General features: G+C 66.9%; 16 protein-coding genes. 9 read left to right on the top strand and 7 right to left on the bottom strand.

Annotated elements, in window-relative coordinates; translation table 11 throughout:
• Positions 1-15: 15 nt before the first annotated feature.
• The gene (locus tag KCX70_RS16270) at positions 16-1,407 is read left to right on the top strand and encodes a PepSY-associated TM helix domain-containing protein (RefSeq protein ID WP_212618157.1); all 1,392 of its coding nucleotides are present in this window, start codon (positions 16-18) and stop codon (positions 1,405-1,407) included.
• Here KCX70_RS16270 and KCX70_RS16265 read toward each other — a convergent pair.
• Genes KCX70_RS16265 through KCX70_RS16255 form a run of 3 tightly spaced genes read right to left on the bottom strand, consistent with a single transcriptional unit; the run spans position 1,395 to position 5,556 of the window.
• Positions 1,395-2,801, bottom strand: coding sequence for an efflux transporter outer membrane subunit (locus KCX70_RS16265; protein ID WP_212618156.1), 1,407 nt, complete (start codon positions 2,799-2,801; stop codon positions 1,395-1,397). The two genes, KCX70_RS16270 and KCX70_RS16265, sit on opposite strands and share 13 nt — an antisense overlap.
• Complete coding sequence (locus KCX70_RS16260; RefSeq protein WP_212618155.1) at positions 2,798-3,982, bottom strand: HlyD family secretion protein; 1,185 nt, start codon at positions 3,980-3,982, stop codon at positions 2,798-2,800. The genes KCX70_RS16265 and KCX70_RS16260 overlap by 4 nt, the downstream gene beginning before the upstream one ends.
• Positions 3,979-5,556 (bottom strand): MFS transporter, encoded by a 1,578-nt coding sequence (locus tag KCX70_RS16255; protein ID WP_021207382.1) that lies wholly within the window; start codon positions 5,554-5,556, stop codon positions 3,979-3,981. Before KCX70_RS16255 ends, KCX70_RS16260 begins: the two co-directional genes overlap by 4 nt.
• 458 nt (positions 5,557-6,014) lie before the next feature.
• On the opposite strand from KCX70_RS16255, the gene KCX70_RS16250 reads away from it, so the two are divergent.
• From KCX70_RS16250 to KCX70_RS16225, 6 genes are all read left to right on the top strand, one after another.
• Positions 6,015-7,340 (top strand): lysine N(6)-hydroxylase/L-ornithine N(5)-oxygenase family protein, encoded by a 1,326-nt coding sequence (locus KCX70_RS16250; protein ID WP_249121744.1) that lies wholly within the window; start codon positions 6,015-6,017, stop codon positions 7,338-7,340.
• Positions 7,337-8,533: an MFS transporter gene (locus KCX70_RS16245; RefSeq protein ID WP_212618153.1), complete on the top strand. Its 1,197-nt coding sequence runs from the start codon at positions 7,337-7,339 to the stop codon at positions 8,531-8,533. Before KCX70_RS16250 ends, KCX70_RS16245 begins: the two co-directional genes overlap by 4 nt.
• On the top strand, positions 8,526-9,101 hold the full coding sequence (locus tag KCX70_RS16240) for a GNAT family N-acetyltransferase (protein WP_021207385.1): 576 nt from the start codon (positions 8,526-8,528) through the stop codon (positions 9,099-9,101). Before KCX70_RS16245 ends, KCX70_RS16240 begins: the two co-directional genes overlap by 8 nt.
• Positions 9,098-10,960 carry an IucA/IucC family protein gene (locus KCX70_RS16235; protein WP_212618152.1) on the top strand — a complete coding sequence of 621 codons (1,863 nt, stop codon included), beginning with the start codon at positions 9,098-9,100 and terminating at the stop codon, positions 10,958-10,960. The genes KCX70_RS16240 and KCX70_RS16235 overlap by 4 nt, the downstream gene beginning before the upstream one ends.
• A gap of 128 nt (positions 10,961-11,088) precedes the next feature.
• A complete protein-coding gene (locus tag KCX70_RS16230) occupies positions 11,089-12,258 on the top strand; it encodes an aromatic ring-hydroxylating oxygenase subunit alpha (RefSeq protein ID WP_212618151.1) in 1,170 nt (389 codons plus the stop codon).
• A 95-nt stretch (positions 12,259-12,353) separates the two neighbouring features.
• Complete coding sequence (locus tag KCX70_RS16225; protein WP_212618150.1) at positions 12,354-14,534, top strand: TonB-dependent siderophore receptor; 2,181 nt, start codon at positions 12,354-12,356, stop codon at positions 14,532-14,534.
• 101 nt (positions 14,535-14,635) lie between these two features.
• Here KCX70_RS16225 and KCX70_RS16220 read toward each other — a convergent pair whose 3' ends face one another.
• Genes KCX70_RS16220 through KCX70_RS16205 form a run of 4 tightly spaced genes read right to left on the bottom strand, consistent with a single transcriptional unit; the run spans position 14,636 to position 19,045 of the window.
• Positions 14,636-15,523 carry an iron-siderophore ABC transporter substrate-binding protein gene (locus KCX70_RS16220; RefSeq protein ID WP_212618149.1) on the bottom strand — a complete coding sequence of 296 codons (888 nt, stop codon included), beginning with the start codon at positions 15,521-15,523 and terminating at the stop codon, positions 14,636-14,638.
• The gene (gene fhuB / locus KCX70_RS16215) at positions 15,520-17,511 is read right to left on the bottom strand and encodes a Fe(3+)-hydroxamate ABC transporter permease FhuB (protein WP_249121653.1); all 1,992 of its coding nucleotides are present in this window, start codon (positions 17,509-17,511) and stop codon (positions 15,520-15,522) included. Before fhuB ends, KCX70_RS16220 begins: the two co-directional genes overlap by 4 nt.
• A gap of 11 nt (positions 17,512-17,522) precedes the next feature.
• Complete coding sequence (locus tag KCX70_RS16210; RefSeq protein WP_212618148.1) at positions 17,523-18,290, bottom strand: ABC transporter ATP-binding protein; 768 nt, start codon at positions 18,288-18,290, stop codon at positions 17,523-17,525.
• Positions 18,284-19,045 (bottom strand): siderophore ferric iron reductase, encoded by a 762-nt coding sequence (locus tag KCX70_RS16205; RefSeq protein WP_212618147.1) that lies wholly within the window; start codon positions 19,043-19,045, stop codon positions 18,284-18,286. Before KCX70_RS16205 ends, KCX70_RS16210 begins: the two co-directional genes overlap by 7 nt.
• 215 nt (positions 19,046-19,260) lie before the next feature.
• On the opposite strand from KCX70_RS16205, the gene KCX70_RS16200 reads away from it, so the two are divergent.
• The gene (locus KCX70_RS16200) at positions 19,261-19,713 is read left to right on the top strand and encodes a PA2169 family four-helix-bundle protein (RefSeq protein WP_212618146.1); all 453 of its coding nucleotides are present in this window, start codon (positions 19,261-19,263) and stop codon (positions 19,711-19,713) included.
• A 234-nt stretch (positions 19,714-19,947) separates the two neighbouring features.
• Positions 19,948-20,865, top strand: coding sequence for an AraC family transcriptional regulator (locus KCX70_RS16195; protein WP_212618145.1), 918 nt, complete (start codon positions 19,948-19,950; stop codon positions 20,863-20,865).
• Positions 20,866-20,875: the final 10 nt, after the last annotated feature.

The raw sequence follows: 20,875 nt of genomic DNA, 5'->3' as shown, positions 1-20,875 counted from the left end.
ATCGAGCGAACACCCATGTCTGCACCAATTTCCGGCGCCCGTTCCGAGGCGCCATCTTCGTTGTCCCGAACGCAACAACCGCTGCTCGGCTTGTTGATTCGTCTGCATCTGTATGTCGGGCTGCTGGTCGGCCCGTTCATCTTCGTCGCGGCCTTGAGCGGCTTGGTCTACGCCCTGACCCCGCAACTGGAGAACCGCCTGTATGCGGCGCAGCTGTACACCGACAGCACCGGCACGGCGCTGCCGCTGGCGCGCCAGGTCGAGGTGGCCCAGGCCTACGTCGGAGAGGCCGCGACCCTGTCGGCGGTGCGTCCGGCACCCCAGCCGGGCAGCACGACGCGGGTGATGTTCAGGACGGCCGCGCTGGGCGATTCGGAAAGCCGCGCCGTGTTCATCGATCCGGTCACCGCCGACATCCGCGGTGACCTGCCGGTGTACGGCACCAGCGGCGTGCTGCCGCTGCGCACCTGGCTCGATCAGTTTCACCGCAGCCTGCTGCTGGGCGAGCCCGGCCGGCTGTACAGCGAGCTGGCCGCGTCCTGGCTCTGGGTCGCCGTGTTGGGCGGGCTGGCGCTATGGTGGATTCGCCGCCGGCCACGCGGTACGGCGCGGCCACGCCGGCAGGGGGTGCGTCACTGGCATGCGACCCTGGGGCTGTGTCTGTCGATCGGCCTGTTGTTCTTTTCTGCCACGGGGCTGACCTGGTCGCGCTGGGCCGGCGACAACATCGGCGTCGCCCGTGCCGCGCTGGGCATGTCGACGCCGAGTGTTTCCACCGCGCTGGATGGTGCGACCGCCGCGCCGCTCGGCGAGCACGCCCACCACGCGGGGATGGCGATGCCGGCGCCGCAACCACAGGATTCAACGCTGTTCGACGCCGTGCTCGCCGCCGCGCGTAAGGCCGGTATCGACGCCGGCAAGCTGGAAATCCTACCGGCCAGCGCGCCGGATCGTGCCTGGACGGTGACCGAGATCGACCGCAGTTGGCCGACCCAGGTCGATGCCGTGGCGGTCGACCCGCGCACTTTGCGCATCACCGACCGCATCGACTTCGCCACCTTCCCGCTGGCCGCCAAGCTCACGCGCTGGGGTATCGACGCGCACATGGGCGCGCTGTTCGGCCTGGCCAACCAGTTGTTGCTGGCAGCCACGGCGCTGGGACTGGCGACGCTGGTGGCCTTCGGTTATGTGATGGGGTTGCGGCGCGCTACGGCGCAGCGCATTGGCCTGGTGCAGTCGCTGGCGGCGCTGTCGCCGTCGGCGCGGTTGATGACGCTGGCCTTGACCGTGCTGTTCTGCATCTTCCTGCCGGTGCTGGGCGTCAGTTTGCTGCTGTTCGTGATCGGCGAGGTGGTGCTCGACGGCTTGGTGCGGTCGCGCCGGCTGCGAGTCGATCAGCCGGGCTGAGGCGGTTCGCGGCTGGCTCGCCAGCCGCCCCCGAGCACCTGGTACAGGCGGATCAGCGCATTGAGCTGGCTTTCGCGCAATTGCACGACGGCCAGCTCGGTGTTGAACAGGTTGCGCTGGGCATCGAGGGTTTCCAGGTAGGACGAATAACCCGCGCGGTAGCGGTCTTCGGCGTAGGTCAGTGAGCGCGCCAGTACGGCGCGCCGTGCGGAGACGCGCGCGAGCTGCTGGCGCAGGTTGCCGACCGCGGCCAGGCTGTTCTCCACTTCATTGAAGGCTTGCAGGGCTGTGGCGCGGTAAGCGAACGCCGCCTGATCGCGCTGAGCGGTGGCAATGTTCACACCGGCTTCCAGCCGACCGGCGTTGAAGATCGGCGCCAGTACGCTGGCGCCCAGGTCCCAGACCCGCACCGGGTCGTAATCCAGCGAGTTGACGAACAGCTGGCCGAGGCTGGCCGACAGCTGAACCTGGGGCAAGAAACGGTCACGTTGGGCTTGCAGGTTCAGGCTGCTGGCAGCCAGCAGCAACTCGGCCTGCTGAATGTCCGGGCGGCGGCGCAGCAGGCTGGACGGCAGTACGCCGGGCACCGCTGGCGGCTCGAGGGCCAAGAGGCCGGCGCCGCGTTCGATCTGGCCAGGCAGGCGCCCAGTGAGCAGGCGCAGGGCGTTTTCTTGCTCGCGGATCGCCTGCTGCAAGCGCGGCAGCAGTTCGGCCGCGGCTTCGTACTCCGACTGCGCCTGGGTCAGCTCCAGTTGCGAGGTGTAGCCGAGGCCGGCGCGGTCTTCAGCAACGCGTAGCGCCTCCTGCCGGGACTTGACCGTCTCTCGGGTCACGTACAGCTGCCGATCCAACGACAGCAGCGAGACGTAGGCCCGGGCGGTGGTGCTGGCCACCGCCAGACGCACCGCGTCGCGTTCGGCTTCGCTGGCCTGGAACTGCAGTTCGGCCGCGTCGCGCAGGCGCCGTAGCCGTCCCCAAAGATCGACTTCGTAGGACACCTGCAGCGAAGGCTGCACGGCGGTGGTATGCGTGATGCCCAGCACGCTCAGCTCGCGCTGGCGTTGTGCACCCAGCACGGCGTCCAGCGATGGCAGCAGGGCGGCATGCGACAGCTGGATCTGCTCGCGCGCCTGCTCGACCCGCGAGGCGGCGCTCAGCACATCGGTGTTGTTGGCCAGGGCGGCCTCGACCAGCGCGGTCAGCTGCGGGTCGGCGAAGGCTTCCCACCAGGTTACGGAAATCTCCGCCGGTTTCGCCCTTGGCTCGCGCCAGTCGGCCGGCGGGGCGAACGTGGCCTCGGGTGGCAGCGGTTTTCGGGGCGGCATGCAGCCGGCCAGCGGCAGCAGCAACAGCGCTGTCAGCAGGCAGGGCAGGGCGCAGGGGCGACGGCTCATTGCGCGTCGTCCGCGACCGGTTGCTCGGTTGGCACGGCGGCGCCGGTGTCGACGTGGGTCACCACCGAGAGCCCCGGGCGCAAACGCTGGGCCAAAGGCTGGTCCGGATCGATGGAAATACGCACCGGGACGCGCTGGACCACCTTGGTGAAGTTGCCGGTGGCGTTGTCCGGGCGCAACACGCTGAATTCCGAACCGGTGGCCGGCGCCAGCCGCTGGACGTGTCCGCTCAGGCGCGCGCCGTCCAGTGCGTCGACCTCGATCTGCACCGGCTGGCCGGGCCGCATGGCGAACGTCTGGGTCTCCTTGTAATTGGCGATCACCCAGAGCTGTTCCGGCACCAGATAGAGCAGTTGCGAACCGGCGGTCACGTACTGGCCCTGGCGTACCGTGACCTCGCTGACCTGGCCGTCGCGTGGCGCCTCGATCACCGTGTTATCCAGGTCGATCCGCGCCCGTTGCAGCGCGGCTTCGGCGATTTCGACCTGCGCCTGCAGGCCGCCGCGGGAGACTTCGCTGGCCTTGAGCGTCTGCTCGGCGATGGCGATCGCCGCCTGCGCCTGCTTCACCCGGGCCGCTGCGGCCCGGGCACCGGCGCGGATCTGGTCGCGCTCGCGGATCGAGACCGAACCGCGCTGGGCCAGCTCGTTGACGCGCTTTTCGTCGGCCAGGGCGCGTTGCAGCTCGGCCTCGGCGGAGGACAGTTCGGCACGACGAGAAGCCAGCGTCGCCTCGTTCGAGGCCAGGGTCTGCTCGAGGTTTTCCAGATCGAAGCGTCGTGCGGCCAGTTCGGCACGGCGCTGCTCGACGGTCTGGCGGTACTGGCGATCGTCGATGCGCACCAGTGTCTGCCCCTGGGCGACCCGTTCGAAATCCTGCACCAGGACTTCGGTCACGTAGCCGTTGACCTGCGGTGCGAGAACCGTGATCTGCCCGCGCACGTAGGCGTTCTCGGTGACCGCCACGCGGCCGCTGAACGGCCACAGCTGCCAGGCATAGAGGATCGCCAGCACGCCGACCAGTGCGACCACCACCATCAGGATGACCGAGCGACGGCTCGGCTTGATGGTCTTCGGCGGGTCGTCAGGTGCCGGGCCGGCATCGGTCGCGGCCGCCGACGGTTGCGGCGGCTGGGCGGGCTGGAGGTTTTCCGGGTCCTCGGTTTGGGTACGTTCACTCATGGAGAGGCCGCGTTCCTGTTCTGCTGCGCGATGCGCAGGGTGCGATAGAGCGTCCAGCCGAATACCGCGATGGCAAGTATGCCGATCAGCCGGAAAACGTCATTGAAGGCCAGCACGTTGGCTTCACGCGTGGCCGCCTGGCTCAACTGCGCCGCACTCTGTGCCTGGCGCAGGCGCGGGTCGGTCTGGCGCGGCGTCAGCGCCTGGCTCTGGGCTTGCAGGCGCGCGGCGACGCGGGGGTCGCCGGGCACCACCTGTTCGGTCAGGTGACTGGAGTGGTATTTCTCGCGCATCACCTGATAGGTACCGAACAGCGCTGGCGCCGCCAGGCCGCCGAGGCTCTGGGTCATAGTGAACAAGACGATGAAGGTCACCAGATAGTTCGGCCCGTTGCGCAGCGCCCGCCCGATGCCGGTGATCAGCAGCGGCCCGAGGAACATGCCACTGGCGAAGGCGAGCAGGCCCTGGCTGAGAAACATGTTGTGCGGGCGGGTCAGGTTGGTTGCGTCGATGTCGAGAAAGCTGGCGATGGCGATGAGCACGATCGACAGAAGGATCTGCGGGAAGGCCATCGATGGGCTGAACGTCATCGCGCTGCCGGCGATGCCCATGGTCAGCCCCAGGAGAATGACCGCGTACAGCGGCTGAAGCTGTTCGGTACCCATGCCGAGCGTTTGCAGCAGGCCGACCGCGCCGTAGGTCTGTTCGGACAGCAGCAGGCGCAGCATCAGCGCTCCGAAGGTGAAGCGCAGCATCTCGGCGGTGCCCAGCCAGCGCGTGTGCAGCAAAGGGTTGCGGCGGTGATGCTCGATCATGAACGCCGCGCAGATGAGCAATAGCGCGGCGATCAGCGCGTAACCGAGCCACGGTTGCTCGGTCCACCAGAGGATTCGGCCCTGCGCGAACACCGCAGCGATCAACGCCAGGGCAGGAGCGAGCAGGGCGAAGGTGAGAAAATCCAGCGGCTCGAAGACCTTGATGCGCTCGCCCAGCGGCAACTTGAGCACCACCACCGCGGCCAGCGAGCACAGCGCCAGGCCGCTCTCGAACACGTATAGGCGATGCCACTCGCCCATCTCCAGCAATGCCGGCGACATCAGCCAGGCCAACGGCGTGCCCAGCTGGGAAATGCCGAAACCGAGAATCACCGCCTTCGGCAGGTCGGACTTGCGAAACGCCTGGAGCATGTAGAACAGGCCCAGCGACGAGGTGGTGGCCGCCGCCAGGCCGCTGGCCGCACGCACGAAGATGGCCATCTCCAGCCCCTCGACGAACACATGGGCGATGCTGAGCAGGGCATAGAGCGTCAAACCGATCTCGGCGAAGCGGCGCAGGCCGTACTGCTGACGGAACTTGATCATCAGCAGATTGGCGGACACGTTGACCATGAAATAGGCCGCCGGCAGCCAGGCCGCCTGCGAGGGCGTCAGGCCGAGGTCGCCCTGGATGCTCGGCAGGTTGGCGATGAACAAGGCATTGCCCAGGCCACCGGTGATGCCCACCAGCACGGCGACACAGGCATAGGCGATGCGCACCGGCATCGGATGCAGCAGGATCGCCGGGGATCCGGGCATCGAAGGACGTTCATGCGGTTCCCAGCGGGGAACGGGAGCGAGGTATTGCGGCATCGGTATGGCTCGAATGCGGTGAAAAAACAGCACGCACGTCTGACGCGGTTGGACGGCGTCCTTCTTCGGACAATCATCCGGCGGAAATGATTGGCGCCAAGTTTCGGAAGCGGTAAAACCGGTCCGCTGCGTTCCCGCGGGCCGGCTGACGCGCGTCGGTCGGTGATCGTGGCGCGGCGCCAACCGACCCTTGTTGTCCCGGTCTCCAGCCAGCAGCCGCTCTGTCTTTCCGATCTCTGCCTGCCTCCGCGCCAGGCCCTTGCGCTGGCTCTGGCGGGTTGCTGATTACCCTCAGCGAAGCACGCCTCGATGAAGATAATAATAATTCGTGTTTGACACTGATTATCATCAAGCCTAGCTTCTCGGATCAAGATCGTTGACCGGAGTGAAGAGCCGTGCACCAGATGCCCTACGACTTCATCGCCATTGGCGTTGGTCCCTGCAATCTCGGACTCGCCTGCCTGACGGCGCCGCTGCCCGCCGTGCGCAGCCTGTTCCTCGAGCGCAAGCCCGAATTCAGCTGGCACCCGGGCATGCTGCTCGACGGTACGACGCTGCAAAATCCCTTCCTTGCCGATCTGGTCTCGATGGCCGATCCCACCAGCCCGTTCAGCTACCTCAACTACTGCAAGCAGCAGGGCCGGCTGTATACCTACTACATCCGCGAGAACTGGTACCTCGACCGCCAGGAGTTCGACCGCTACTGCCGCTGGGCGGCGTCGCGGCTGGATAACCTGCGCTGCGGTCACGAGGTGCATGCGATCAGTCACGATGCGGCGTCTGGTCTGTATCAGCTTAGCGGACGCACCGCAGACGGCGCGCCGTTCGCCTATCAGGCCCGCAAACTGGTGATCGGCATCGGCGGCGTGCCGCGCCTGCCGGAGTGCTGTGCGACAGCGGACCACACGCAGCTGGTGCACAGCAGCCGGTATCTCGCCGAGCGTGCGCGCCTGCAGGCCGGGCGCAGCATCACGGTGATCGGCAGCGGGCAGAGCGGGGCGGAGGTCTATCACGACCTGCTACAGAGCTCCGAGCGTCACGGCTACACGCTGAACTGGGTGACCCGCGCGCCGCGCTTCTTTCAGATGGAAAACGCCAAGCTCACCCTCGAACTCATCACGCCCGAATACGGCGACTACTTCCACGGCCTCGACCCGGCCGTCAAAGCCGAAGTGCTGGACGACCAGCGCAGCATCTACAACGGCATCAACCAGTCGCTGATCGAGCGTCTCTACGCCTTGCTCGACGAGCGCAGTCACCGCGACGCCCCACCGACGCGCCTGTTGACCTGCATGGCGCTGGACGCCTGTCGACGTGCCGCAGACGGCCGCGGTTGGGAGCTGGAGTTCCGCCACACCCAGCTCGGCCGCCGCTACCGCCACCGCACCGATGCCGTGGTATTCGCCACCGGCTATCGCTACCAGGTGCCGCCCTTCATCGAGGGCATCCGCGAGCGCATCCGCTGGAACGATCAGGGCCAGTACGTGCCCTCCAAACGCTGGGCGGTGGATCACCACAATCGGGAAATCTACGTGCAGAACGTCGGCCTGCAAAGCCACGGCCTGACCAACCCGGATCTCGGCCTGGCCTGCCACCGCAACAGCCGGTTGCTGGCCGAACTGACCGGCCACGACCACTACCCGAGTGAGCCGCGCACCGCCTTCCAGGATTTCGTGCCAGGCGAGGACAGCGGCTTCGTCGCACTGGAGCGGGAGGCTGTCGGCTCGTGACGCTGCGTACCACCATCCTGATCATGTCCGCCTTCGGCGTGATCAGCGACTCGATCCTCATCGCCTTCTATCCGCAGTTCTTCGAGCTGCGTTACGGCCTCACCAGCCCGGTGCACGTGGGTGCCTACATCGCCGCGATCTCGATCGCCGTTATGTGCATGCTGCCGGTCTGGGCCCGTGTGGCGCGGCGCGTCGAGACCATGCATTTGCTGGCCTGGACCCAGCTGGCCGCCACCAGCTTCTGCCTGCTGGCGATCTGGGCGCCGACGGTCGAGGCGTACTGGCTGCTGACCATGCTGATGTTCATGACCAAGGCCAGCTACCTGCTGATGTTCCCTTACCTGATGCGCCTGGAGCCGGCCGAGCGGCACAGCGTGACCATCGGGCTGCTGTCGGTGGTGATGCACATCGGCGCCATCTTCGGTGCGGCGGTGGGCGGCCTGGCATTGCAGGAGCTCGGCCCGCGCTTCTGCGTGGCGCTGATGGCCGCCGGCGACCTCGCCCAGTTCGGTCTGTGCACCTACCTGATCCGCAGCGGACGGGTGGTGCGCGTGCTCGCCGAGGATGCCGCCGAGCGCGCGGCACCGGCCCCGCGGCGTACGCCCGAGGCGCTGTCGGCGTTGCTCAAGTTGAGCCTGCTGATGTTCCTGTTCGATTTCAGCGCCTATCTGGTACGGCCGTTCTTCACCCTCTACTGGGAGGCGCGCACCGGCATCGTCGAGCCGCTGTTGACCGGCGTCGTCTTTGCCATTCCCGGCATCGTCGCGCTGCTGGCCCTGGCGCTGCGCCACCGCATGGCGAGCCAGCCGCGCTGGGTCGATCACACTTTGCTCAACCTCGTCGTCGGCGCGGTGGGCCTGGCGTTGCAGGCGAGCGAATCGCTGTGGTTGATCGTGGTTGGCCGTTGCCTGTACGGCTGGGCGCTGTACCAGGTGATCGTCAAGCTCGAGGTCACGCTGTTCAAGGTCAGCACGCCACCGATGTATGCGCGCGATTTCGGCGTGACCAATTTCTTCCAGAACCTCGGCGTCCTGCTCTCGTCGTTCAGCGCCGGTTACCTGGTCGACTGGGTCGGCGTGCCCACCAGCTTCGCCATTGCCGCGGCCAGCATGTTGCTGACCGCAGCCATCGACCGCGGCTGGTTCGGTGTCGACCGCCGTCACCGTGCACCTGCGGAGGCCTGCCATGCCTGAACTGATCAAACCCGCGAATAACCGCGCCGCCTTGAATCCGGCTTTCACCCTGCGCCCGCTGCGGCTGGATGACGACGTCGCGATCATCCAGCCCTGGTACCAGATGGATTACGCGCACTTCTGGAACATGCAGGACATGAGCGTCGAGGCGACCACCGATTTCTATCGCGACGCCGCAACGCACGGCTTACAGGCCTACCTCGGTTTTTACGAGGAGCGCCCGGCGTTCGTCCTCGAATGCTACGACCCGCGCCGTGACCCGCTCGGTGACTGCTATCCGGTGCAGCCCGGCGACATCGGCATGCACTTTTTCGTCGGCCCGGCCGAGCGGCCGATCCGTCACTACACCCGCGACGTGCTGCGCACCGTCATGGCTTTCCTCTTCGATGCGCGCGGCGCGCGACGGGTGGTGGTCGAGCCGGACGTGCGCAACGAGCGGGTGCACCGCCTCAACCGGTTGGTCGGCTTCGTCGACGCCGGCACCGTGACGCTGCCCGGCAAGACGGCCCGGCTGGCGTTCTGCACAGCCCACGCTTTCGCTCAATCACTGGAGGAACAGGCCCCATGACGACGTCCCCGAGTCTCGATAGCCCCGCATCGGCAGTTACCCATCTGCACCCCGAGGTGTGGCGCAAGGTGAACCGGCTGCTGGTGCGCAAGGCCATCGCCGAGTTCGCCCACGAGCAGGTGTTCACCCCGTCACGCCTGGACAACGCAGCGCCAGGGGCCTGGGGCCGCTATGAACTGGTCGCCGATACCTCTGGCTGTCGCTACACCTTCAGGGCTCGGCGCATGGCGCTGCGGCACTGGCATGTGGACGCGGCGAGCATAGAGCGGCTCGTCGATGGACAGGCGCAGCCGCTCGATGCGCTGACCTTCGTCATCGATTTCAAGCGCACGCTCGGTATCCCGGCGGACAAGCTGCCGGTGTACCTCGACGAGATCAGCAGCACCCTGTTTGGCGCCGCCTACAAACATTCACGCCCCGGGCTGAGCAGCGCCGAGCTGGCCGACGCCGACTACCAGACGCTGGAAGCGGCGATGATCGAAGGCCACCCCGGGTTCGTCGCCAACAACGGCCGGCTGGGTTTCGATGCGCTCGATTACCACAGCTACGCACCCGAGACCGGCGGACGTTTCGCCATCGTCTGGCTGGCGGTGCACCGCGACAACGCGCACTTTGCCGCCGTGCCCGGTCTCGATCATGAAAGCCTGCTGCGCCAGGAACTGGGCAGCGAGCGCCTCATCGCCTTGCGTCGGCATCTGGCCGGCGAGGGTCTGGATCCGGCCGACTACCTGTTCATGCCGGCGCATCCCTGGCAGTGGTTCAACAAGCTTTCGATTATGTTCGCCGCCGACGTGGCCGAGCGCCGCATCGTGCCCTTGGGGCTCAGCGAAGACCGTTACTGCGCGCAGCAGTCGGTGCGCACCTACTTCAACGTCTCCGCGCCCGAGCGCTGCTACGTGAAGACGTCTCTATCGGTGTTGAACATGGGCTTCATGCGTGGCCTGTCGCCGTACTACATGGCCGGCACACCGGCGATCAACGCCTTCCTCGACGAACTAATCAGCGCCGATCCGGTGCTGCGCGACCATGGCTTCGGCATCCTGCGCGAGGTCGCCTCGGTCGGCTACCGCAACCGCTATTACGAGGCCGCGCTGGAAACCGACAGCCCCTACAAGAAGATGCTTTCGGCGCTCTGGCGCGAGAGTCCGATCCCGCGACTGCAGCCCGGCGAGCGGCTGATGACCATGGCCGCGCTGCTGCACATCGACCCGCAGGGGGCGCCGCTGCTGCCGGAACTGATCCGCCGCTCGGGGCTCACCGCCACGGCCTGGCTGCGTCGCTATCTGGAGGCATTCCTGATCCCGGTGGTGCACTGCTTCTATGCCCATCATCTGGTGTTCATGCCGCACGGCGAGAACCTCATCCTGGTGTTCGAAGGCCACGTGCCGACGCGGGTGTTCATGAAGGACATCGCCGAGGAATCGGCCATCCTCGACAAGGACGCGCAGATGCCCGAAGGGCTCGAACGCCTGGCGGTCGACGTGCCGGAGGACTTCAAGATCCTCGGCATCTTCATCGACATCTTCGACGGTGTGTTCCGCCACATGGCCCAGCTGCTCGACGACAGCGGAACCCTGGAAGAGCAGCGATTCTGGCGCACCGTCGCTGAGTCGGTCCTCGACTACCAGCGCGCCCATCCCGGGCTGGCCGACCGCTTCGCCCGCTACGACTTCTTCGCGCCGACCTTTCTGCATTCGTGCCTCAACCGCCTGCAACTGAAGAACAACCTGCAGATGGTCGACCTGGCCAACCCGGCCGGCAGCCTGATCATGGCCGAGCCACTGGACAACCCGGTGGCGCCGTTCGGCCCCGGGCGGCAGCGGCGCGGCGCCGAAAGCACGGCGGCGCTGACCGTTTAGCCCCACGCGCCACTGGCCCCGATTCGGGGCCATTCGTCCCCGGCCGCGATGCCGGGATCAGGGTTTCGCATGCCTCGAAAAGTGGCAGTGAAGTGGAGCGGCGCGGTCGACCGCGCCAAGGAGCTTGCATGTTCAATCCGAATCGGCTGGCCGGCGCCATCAGCCGTCCAGCCAGGCACGAGCCGCAGCTGGCGATACGTGATTACTGCGACCCGGCTGTTTACGAGCGCGAGCAGGCGCTGATCTTCCGTCACAGCGCCCGCTACGTCGGCCATGAAATGATGGTGCCGCAGCCAGGCGACTGGTACGCGCTGCCGCAGGACGAGCACAGCCGCATCCTGGTGCGCAGCGAGCAGGGCATCGAACTGCTGTCCAACGTCTGCCGGCATCGCCAGGCGTTGATGCTCGGCGACCACAGCCCGGACAGCGACCCCTGCGCGATTCGCCGCGGCAACCTGCGCGGCACCGGCGGGCGCATCCTCTGCCCGCTCCACGCCTGGAGCTACGACAGCCAGGGGCTGATCGTCGGCGCGCCGAAATTCCCCGAGCGCCCCTGCCGCAACCTGCCGCGCTACCCGCTGTTCAACGTCGGCGGCTTCCTGTTCGAGGGCGAGCGCGATCCGGCAGGGGATATCGGCCCGCTGTTCGACCGCCCCGAGATGGATTTCAGCGGCTACGCGCTCGATCACGTCGAGGTGCACCCGTGCCGGTGCAACTGGAAAACCTTCATCGAGATCTACAACGACGACTACCACATCGCCTCCTTCCACCCCGGCCTGCGCCGTTACGTGCACAGCGGCGGGCTCAGCTGGGAGTACGGCGACTGGTACAGCCTGCAGCGCATCGCGGTCAGCCAGAACCTCGCCCGCGCCGGTACCGAGGCCTATCGCGCCTGGCACGAAGGGCTGCTGGCCCACGAAGGCGGTCGCTCGCCGGCGTTCGGCGCCATCTGGGCCAGCTACTACCCGACGCACATGATCGAAGTGTTCCCCCACGCGCTGGTGCTCTCGACGGTGTACCCGCAAGGGGTGCACGAGACGCTGAACGTCGTCGAGTTCTATTACCCGGCCGAGCTGCGTGATCGCCACCCCGAGCTGTGCGAGGCCCATCGCGCGGCCTATCTGGAGACCGCCTTCGAGGACGACGAGATCGCCGAGCGCACCGACGCCGGGCGTCGCGCGCTGTACCGCCGCGGCGAGGAGGACAGCGGGCCCTATCAGGTGCCGCTGGAGGAGGGCATGCAGCACTTCCACCAGTGGTATCGCGGCGTCATGCAGCAGTCGCTGCACCCGGCATGAAACCAAACATCACCTGCACAGGAACGGACTCCATGAGCTGACTCGACCTCTTCTCCGCAAGCACCCGAACGACAACCGACAAGAAAGTAGACACCATGACCGAAGTAATCCCCATGCCATCGCCACGTACCGGCTGGCCCGTTCGTCCGCTGGCCCTGGCCTGCCGGCTGGCGCCAATCGCATTGCTGCTCGCCTCGCCGATCGCCCTGGCACAGCAGGCCGACGACCCGCTGAAGCTCGAATCGATGGACGTGACCGCCGAGCGCGAAGCCGCGCCGAGCATCACCGAACGCAGCGACTCCTACACCATCGGCTCGACCACCACGGCTACGCGCCTCGACCTGGCGCCGCGGGAAACACCGCAGACAGCCGTTACCCTGACCCGCCAGCAACTCGACGACTTCGACCTGACCAACGCCACCGGCGCGCTACAGGCCGCCGGCGTCAACGTGCAGCGGGTCGAGACCGATCGCACCTACTACTCGGTCCGTGGCTTCGACGTGTCGAACTTCCAGGTCGACGGCCTCGGCTTGCCGTTCAGCTCCGAAGAGCAGATGGGCGACATCGACACCTTCCTCTATGACCACATCGAGGTGCTCAAGGGCGCCAACGGCCTGACTGCCAACCCGGGCAACCCGGCGGCCACCGTCAACTTCGTGCGCAAGCGCCCGACGCGCGATTTCCAGGCCGGGGCCTCGCTGAGCTACGGCTCCTGGGACACGGCGCGCGGCGAGCTCGACGTCTCCGGCCCGCTGGACGACGCGGGCCACGTCCGCGGCCGCGTGTTGGCCGTGCAGCAGGATGGTGATTCCTATCTGGATCGCTACTCGCTTGAAAAGACGCTGTTCTCGGCGATGCTGGAGGCGGACCTGGGCGACCGCAACACCGCGCTGTTCGGCTACTCGGAGCAGCGCAACCGGCCCAACGGCATCATGTGGGGCGCCCTGTCGGTGTACGACAGCGAGGGCAACCCGATCGACTACAGCCGCTCGAAGAGCTTCGCGCCGGACTGGACCTACTGGGACACCGAGGACAAGCAGACCTTCGCCGAGCTGACCACGCAATGGGGCGGCGGCTGGCAGTCGCGCGTGTCGCTGAGTTACCGCGAGATCGGCTCAGACGCCGAGCAGTTCCTCGCCTACGGCGTGCCGGATGCGGACACCGGCGAGGGGCTGTCCACCTATGCCTCCAAGTACGACCGTATCGAGCGGCAACTGCTGGGCGATGCCTACCTCAAGGGTCCGTTCGAGCTGTTCGGCCGGACGCACGAAGCCATGATGGGGGCAAACTGGTCGCGCTCGACCACGCGCTGGTCATCCTATGACGACGCCTTCAACGTGCCCTTGCCGGCCGGCTTCGACGGCGATTACCCGCGGCCGGACTTCGACAACGGCCTGACCAGCGGCGCGGACTACACCGTCTACCGTCGCAGCGTTTATACCGCCGGCCACTTCAGCGTGACCGACCGGCTCAAGCTGATCCTCGGAGCCAACCACACCCGCCTGGACAGCAGCGGCTATCAGGTAGGCGACGAGCACAGTTACGCCGAATCCAAGACCACGCCCTATGCCGGCGCCACCTACGATTTCGGCGAGCATTACGCCGCCTACGCCAGCTACACCAAGATATTCAGCCCGCAGCATCTGCTCGGCGCCTCGCTGCAACTGCTCGAGCCCATCGAGGGCGACAGCGTCGAGGGCGGGATCAAGGGTGAATGGTTCGGCGGCCGCCTGAATGCCAGCGCCGGAATGTTCCGCACCGAGCAGGAAAACACGCCGGAATACGGCGGTTTCGACAGCGGCGCGGGGGTTTCCTACTACAACACCGTGGACGCCATCTCCAAGGGCTACGAGCTGACCATCGCCGGCCAGATCACCGACAACTGGGAGGCCAGCGCCGGACTGACCCACCTGTTTTCCCTGCAGGACAAGGAAGGCCGCACGGTGCGCACCTATGTGCCGCGCAACTACCTGTATCTGGGTACGACATACAAGGTGCCGCAGGTGCGCGGCCTCAAGGTCGGCGGCAGCATGGTCTGGCAGGACGACATCTCTCGCGAGCAGGGCGCCACGGCAAGCGGCGAGACCATCGTCACGCGGCAGGACAGCTACGCGGTGGTCAATGCGATGGCCAGCTATGACATCGACGAACACTTCAACGTGGCGCTCAACGTCAACAACCTGTTCGACGAGAAGTACCTGACCAGCCTCTATTGGGAGCAGAGCTACTACGCGGCGCCGCGCAATGCGACCGTCACGCTGAGTTGGGCGTACTGACGTCAACGGCGGCAGGCTTCAGACTTCAGGCGGCAGGCAAAGGCGGTTGGACTGCCCCGGCTTTTGCTTTTGCCTGCAGCCTGCAGCTTTTTTTTGCCGCTTCACGGCTCAGCCGTAGCCGGGATCGCCAGCAGCGCTTCGGTGATGGCTTCAGCGAGAAACTGCACGCAGAACACGCCACCGTGGGTCCAGGCGGCGCGCATGCCGGCGAAGCGCCCCGCCCTGACGAACGGCATGCCCTGCCACAGACGGCTGCTGAACAAGCGGTCGGCGGCGGGGAAGGGTTCGATGTGCAGCACCACGCCCCGGTCGATCTCGCTGAGCACCGTCACCGGCAGTTGCAGGTTGCCCCAGCGGCTGACCGGCGTGTCATAGGCGCTGCCCAGCCCGAGCAGGCTCAACGCATGCGCGGGCATCGAGTTCGGTCCGTAGACGAGCACCGCGGTCGGCGTGGAAAAACGCACCACCGCGACCGCAGGTAGCGTCTCGCCGAAGTGGGCGTGCAGCCGTTCGCGCAACGTATTCAGCCGTGCGTCCATGGCAGCCAGCGTCTCCCGGGCCCGGTCGAGGCGGCCGATGCGCTCGGCCAGCGCCAGGTAGTTCTCGCGCTGCATCCGGTAGTTGTCCCGCGCCTGGGTGAAGTCGCCGTAGGAGACCACCGGCGCGATGCGCTCGAGCTTGTCGCGCATATCTTCGAGCAGCGGGGTGATCACGATCAGGTCGAGGTCCAGCTGGGCCAGCAGCTCCAGGTTCGGCTCGGTGCGCGTACCGACCCGGGTCACCGAGTCCGGCAACGTCGGCCGCACCACCCAGGCGCGGTAGTCATCCGCATCGGCGACCGCCACCGGCTCGACGCCCAGCATCAACAAATGCTCGACCGGCTCCCAGCTCAGCGCCGCGACCCGCGGCTCTTCACCGGCGTGAGCCCCACGACTTAACAATGCAAGCAACAGGCCGAACAGCGCGATGAGGCGCGGCAAGTACCTCATCGGCCTCGCTGCCGGATCAGCAGGTAAAGGAAGTACAGCCCGCAGAGGATCGACGCCACCAGCCCGACCGGCACTTCCAGCGGGAACAGCAGCGAGCGGCCGATCCAGTCCGACAGCAGCATCAGCCAGCCGCCGAGCAGCGCCGCGAGCAGCAGTTGCGGCAAGGCCCGGCGCGCGCCGAGCAGCGCGGCCATGTGCGGTGCCAGCAGCCCAAGAAAGGCGACCGGCCCGAGCAGGCTGGTCACCACCGCGCAGAGCAGCGACACCAGCAGCAGGAGCGCCAGGCGCGCGCGGGGCACATCGAGCCCACGGCTGAGCGCCACGCCGTTGCCGATAGAGATCAACGTCAGCGCTCGCTGCAAGGCGAGACTGATGACGATGAGCACCGCCACGGCAACGCTCAAGGTGATCGCCTCGCGTGCTTCGACTCGATAGGTCGAGCCGGCGAGCCAGCCGAGCAAGGCCAGCGCATCGGCCTGACCACGCGTCAGGCCGATCTGCAGGGCGGTGTTGAGCAGTGCGGCGAGCGACACGCCGACCAGCACCATGATGCCCGGCGAGTACTGATGGCGGTGACCGAACAGCAGCAACAGGCCGAGCACCATGAGGCTGCCGGCAAAGGCGGCAATCGGGGCGATCAGCTGCATCGAGCCGGCGCCGAGCAGCATCACCGCCAGCACCACGGCCAGCGTCGCCCCGGCCGTCAGTCCGAGAATGTCGGGGCTGGCCAGCGGGTTGCGCAACAGGCGTTGCAGCATCATCCCGGCCACCGCCAAGCCGCAGCCCGCCGCGATTGCAGTCAGCAGCCGAGGCCAGCGCAGCGTCCAGAGCGCCTCGGTCGGCCAGCCGAACGTCCAGCCGGACGGCCCGCGTGCAACGAGTAGCGTGGCGAGTGCGACCGCGCCGCCGGCCAGCAAAAGGCGGGCCAATCGCTGCCGGTCCAGCACGCTGGCGCCCGGCGGCAGTGCCAGGCTTTGCCGATCCTCGGCTGCCAACTGCCGGCGCGACAGCCAGAGCAGGGCCGGCGCGCCGATCAATGCAGCGGTCGCCCCGCTGGGAATCAGCTCGGAGAACCAGCGGTTCAGCGCCAGCGTCAGGGTATCCGCACCGAGCAGCAGCACGGCGCCCAGCAACGCGCTGTAGAGCAACTCGTCCCGTGAGGCGCGAGCCCCGAACAGGCGCGCCAGGTTAGGCGTGATCAAACCGATGAAGCCGATCAGCCCGACGGCCGTGATGGCCGCCGAGGTGAGCCACAGGCTGGCCAGAAACAGCCCCAGCATCACCGGCCAGAGCGACAGGCCGCGCGCCCTGGCGCCGGTGGCGCCCAGTTGCAGGAGCGCCAGCGGGCGTGGGGCGAGCGCCACCACCAGCAGCCCGATCAGCAGTTTCGGCCACAGCCAGTGCACCCAATGCCAATCGATCTGCCCCAGGTCGCCGGCGCCCCAGATGAACAACCCGCGGCTCTGCTGGTTGTGCACCAGCAGGATCGCGGTCGCGATGGCGCCGAGCAGCAGGTTGAGCGCCATGCCCGCAAGGATCACCGGCAACCCCGCCGCGCCCTGACGACCGGCAACCAGCAGCGCCAACGCGACCGCGGCAAGCGCGCCGCCGAGTGCCGCCCAGTGGCCGTGGGTCGCGGCGAGTGCCGGCCAGAGCAGGGCCATGACCGTCAAACCGAGCCAGGCGCCGGATGCGGCACCCAGGGTCATGGGCGAGGCGAGGCGGTTCTGCGTCAGCTGTTGCATCACGCTGCCGGACAGCCCGAGCGCGGCGCCGACGAGCACGGCCATGGCCAGACGGGGCAATACCGACAGGCCGAACTCCAGCGCATCGAAGCTGCCCGCAGCCGGTGGCCGGAGCGACCATTGCGCCGGTGACCAGTGCGTCATGCCCAGGTTCAGGTGCAGCACGGCGAGCAGAGCCAGGCCGGTGAGCGTGGCGAGGTAGCGCCCCGATATCGCGGCAGACGGCATCAGCCTGTCGGTCATCACCGCCTGCACTAGCTCACCACGGCGATCCGGCGCGCCTGCCCCGGCTGTTCGATCAGATGGATGCCGACGTCATACAGCGCGCTGAGGCGCTCCGGGGACAATAGCTGCTCGGGCGTTCCGTCGAAGAACAGACGCCCGCGCTTGAGCGCAACGATGCGATCGGCAAAGCGTGCGGCCAGGTTAACGTCGTGCAGGATCGCCACGATGGCCCGGCCGGTGTCGCGATTCAGCGCGTGCAGCAGATTCATCAGCTGGTATTGGTGCGCGAGATCGAGCGCCGAGGTGGGTTCGTCGAGCAGCAGCAAAGGCGCTTGCTGGGCCAACAGCATGGCGATCCAGGCGCGCTGGCGCTCGCCGCCGGAAAGGCTGTCGGCCAGGTGCTCGGCGTAGCCGGCGATATCGGTCTGCTCGAGTGCACGGTCGATGGCCCGTTCATCTTCGGCCTGCCAGGGCGCCAGCAGACCGCGCCAGGGAAACCGGCCGAGACGAACCAGCTCGCGCACCTTGAGCCCGGCGACGTCCGGCAGGTGTTGCGGCAGAAAGGCGACCTTGCGGGCAAAGGCACGCTGCCGGTAGCTCGCCAGCGGCTTGCCGTCGAGCAGGATGGCGCCGCGGTCCGGGGCGAACTGCCGGGCGATCAGGTTCATCAGGGTGGATTTGCCCGAGCCGTTATGGCCGAGGATCGCGGTGAAGCTTCCGGCACCCAGCTCGAGCCTGTCGACCGCCAGCACCGTGCGTTCATCGCGGCGCACCTCGATGTCCACCAGGCTCAGCACGACGCGGCCTCGCGCAGGCGTTGCAGCCGCTCGTCCTTGCCAAGCTTCGGACAGCTGGCGCACAGCTCGCCATCGACGCGGCGGAAATGCTGACAACAGACCTTGCGCCCCATTCCCAGGCAGTGCAGGCCATCCTCCAGTTCCAGCGGCACCAGCGCGCCGCCGCCAGGCAATGCCAGGGCGTCGAGCCAGTGCCGCTCGGCTTCCAGCAAGGCGTCATCGCCGACCGGCGCGTGCCGTTGCGCCAGCAACAGCGCGGCGCGCACGCAATCGGCTACCAGCAGCCGCGCCATTTTCGGGTAGATGGCGGCGACCGCGTTGAATTCCTCCAGCTGGGTGTCGACGAAGGCCTGGAGCTGCGCGCTGGCGCAGGCGATCAACGCAGACTGATCGCCCCCGTACGGACAGTGCGGCGGCAGACGAAAGCCATGTACCGAGCCGGCCATGACCGACTGCCCCATCTGGGCGAGGCAGGGCGCGCGTCCGCCGAGATGGACGGCCAGCAGGCTGAGGTAGATGGGCTGCCAGATCAGCAGCGACCAGCTGCGCGCGGACCAGTAGTGCGGGCCCGCTTCGGGGTGCGACTGCTGCCAGTAGCAGTGCAGCGCCGAAACGCGTGCTGCATTGCCGGGACTGCCGCAGATCAGCTGGTGATCTTCGGCAGTTCCGATCTCGCCGGCCAATCCTGGCAATGCCCGGGCCGCGAGGTGCAGCAGTCGAAGGAGATCCTGGTGATCCTGGTGATCCTGGGACATAGAACGAGCCGGTCCGCGGTTACAGATGCGACCAGTGTACGGCTGTTATTGAGAATTATTCAAATCTGCGTTCGCTTGGATAATGCGGTATTTGGTCTCGCGAGCGTGCGCTCCGTCGGGCTGCCGACCTGAACCTTTATCGAAACGGCGCAGTCGACTGAACAGGTTGGCCGTGGCTTTCCCGGCCGTTATCAATCTCCGAGGAGGACTGTTGCATGGATACCGAAGACACCGTTTCCGTACTCAACGATCTGATCGAAACCTGCAAGGACGGCGAGAAGGGCTTCCGCGAATGCGCCGAAGATCTGAAAAGCCCGCAACTGAAGACCACCATGACCCAGCGTGCCCAGGACTGCGCCACGGCCGCGACCGAACTGCAGGAGTTGGTCCGTACGTTGGGTGGCGATCCGGAGACCGGGACCAGCATGGCCGGCGACATGCACCGGCGCTGGGTCGACCTGAAGACGAGCATTACCGGCAAAAATGACGAGGCCATTCTCAACGAGTGCGAGCGTGGCGAAGACGTGGCGTTGAAGAGCTATCGCAAGGCGCTGGAGAAGGAATTGCCGCCGGAGGTCCGTGCGGTGGTCGAACGCCAGCTGCAAGGCGTGCAGCGCAACCACGACCAGGTCAAGGCCCTGCGCGACGCCGAACGCGCCCGCAGCTGATCGCAAGGCAGTCAGACAGCGCCGGCCCCGTGCCGGCGTTGTTGTCTGCAGCCCGCGCGATTGGCGGGCGGTAACCCTGATGGCGGCGGTAATCTGCCTGGTTCGCTCGCGAACGGCCTGATCTGCGATGGCCGGGCGAGCCGAGATGGCACGACGGGCGTACGCCTGGATTAACTGCTAACGCTCACCGAGCTGCTAAGCTTTCCGCCTTCGCTACTCAGGAAGGCTAGTTCCATGAATTCCTTCGTATCCCCCCATGACGACACCAGCGCCCAGCGCGCCGAGCTGGCACAGCTGGTCGAGCGCTTCGTCGAGGGTGACGGCATGCACCCGACCGCCATCGATCCGCTCTACCTGATCCGCTGCGAGCGCCCCGGCGACATGACCTACGGCGTACACAAGCCGGCGCTATGCATCATCGTTCAGGGTGGCAAGGAAGTACGTCTGGCGGACGAACTGTATACGTACGATCCGCTGCATTATCTGGTGGTGTCGGTAACCCTGCCGGTGGCAGGTTGCGTGGTGCGGGCGTGCCCGGAAGAGCCCTATATCTGCATCCGCCTGGACATCGATCCGACCCTGATCAGCGGCCTGCTCAACGAAACAGAGCCACTCGCCTCGGGCGTCGAGCCGGACGGCCGCGGTATGTACGTCGACCGCATCGACGCGCCGTTGCTCGAGGCCACCGTGCGCCTGGTCCGGTTGCTCGGCAGCCCGAAGGACATTCCCGTGCTGGCACCGCTGGTCCTGCGCGAGATCTTTTACCGCCTGCTGCGTGGTCCCCAGGGCCGGCACCTGCAGGCCGTCGCGCTGCAGGGCAGCCAGTCGCACCGGGTCAACGACGCCATCGAATGGCTCAACCGCAACTACGTTGAGCCGCTGCGCATCGATGAACTGGCCCGGCGTGTCAACCTCAGCAGCTCGAGCCTGCACCACCGCTTCAAGGCGCTGACCGCCATGAGTCCGCTGCAGTACCAGAAGCAGCTCCGCCTGCAAGAGGCCCGGCGTCTGCTGTTGGCCGAGGGGCTGGACGTGTCGGTGGTCGGCTATCGGGTCGGCTACGAGAGTCCTTCGCAGTTCAGTCGCGAATACAGCCGGCTATTCGGCGCCTCGCCGGTGAAGGATCGGGCGCGCCTGCGCAGTATCGCCTGAAGCGCTGCAC

The organism is Stutzerimonas stutzeri, assembly GCF_018138085.1.
In the GTDB taxonomy this organism is placed as follows: Bacteria; Pseudomonadota; Gammaproteobacteria; order Pseudomonadales; family Pseudomonadaceae; genus Stutzerimonas; species Stutzerimonas stutzeri_AI.
This window is presented reverse-complemented; position numbering and strand designations above follow the sequence as displayed.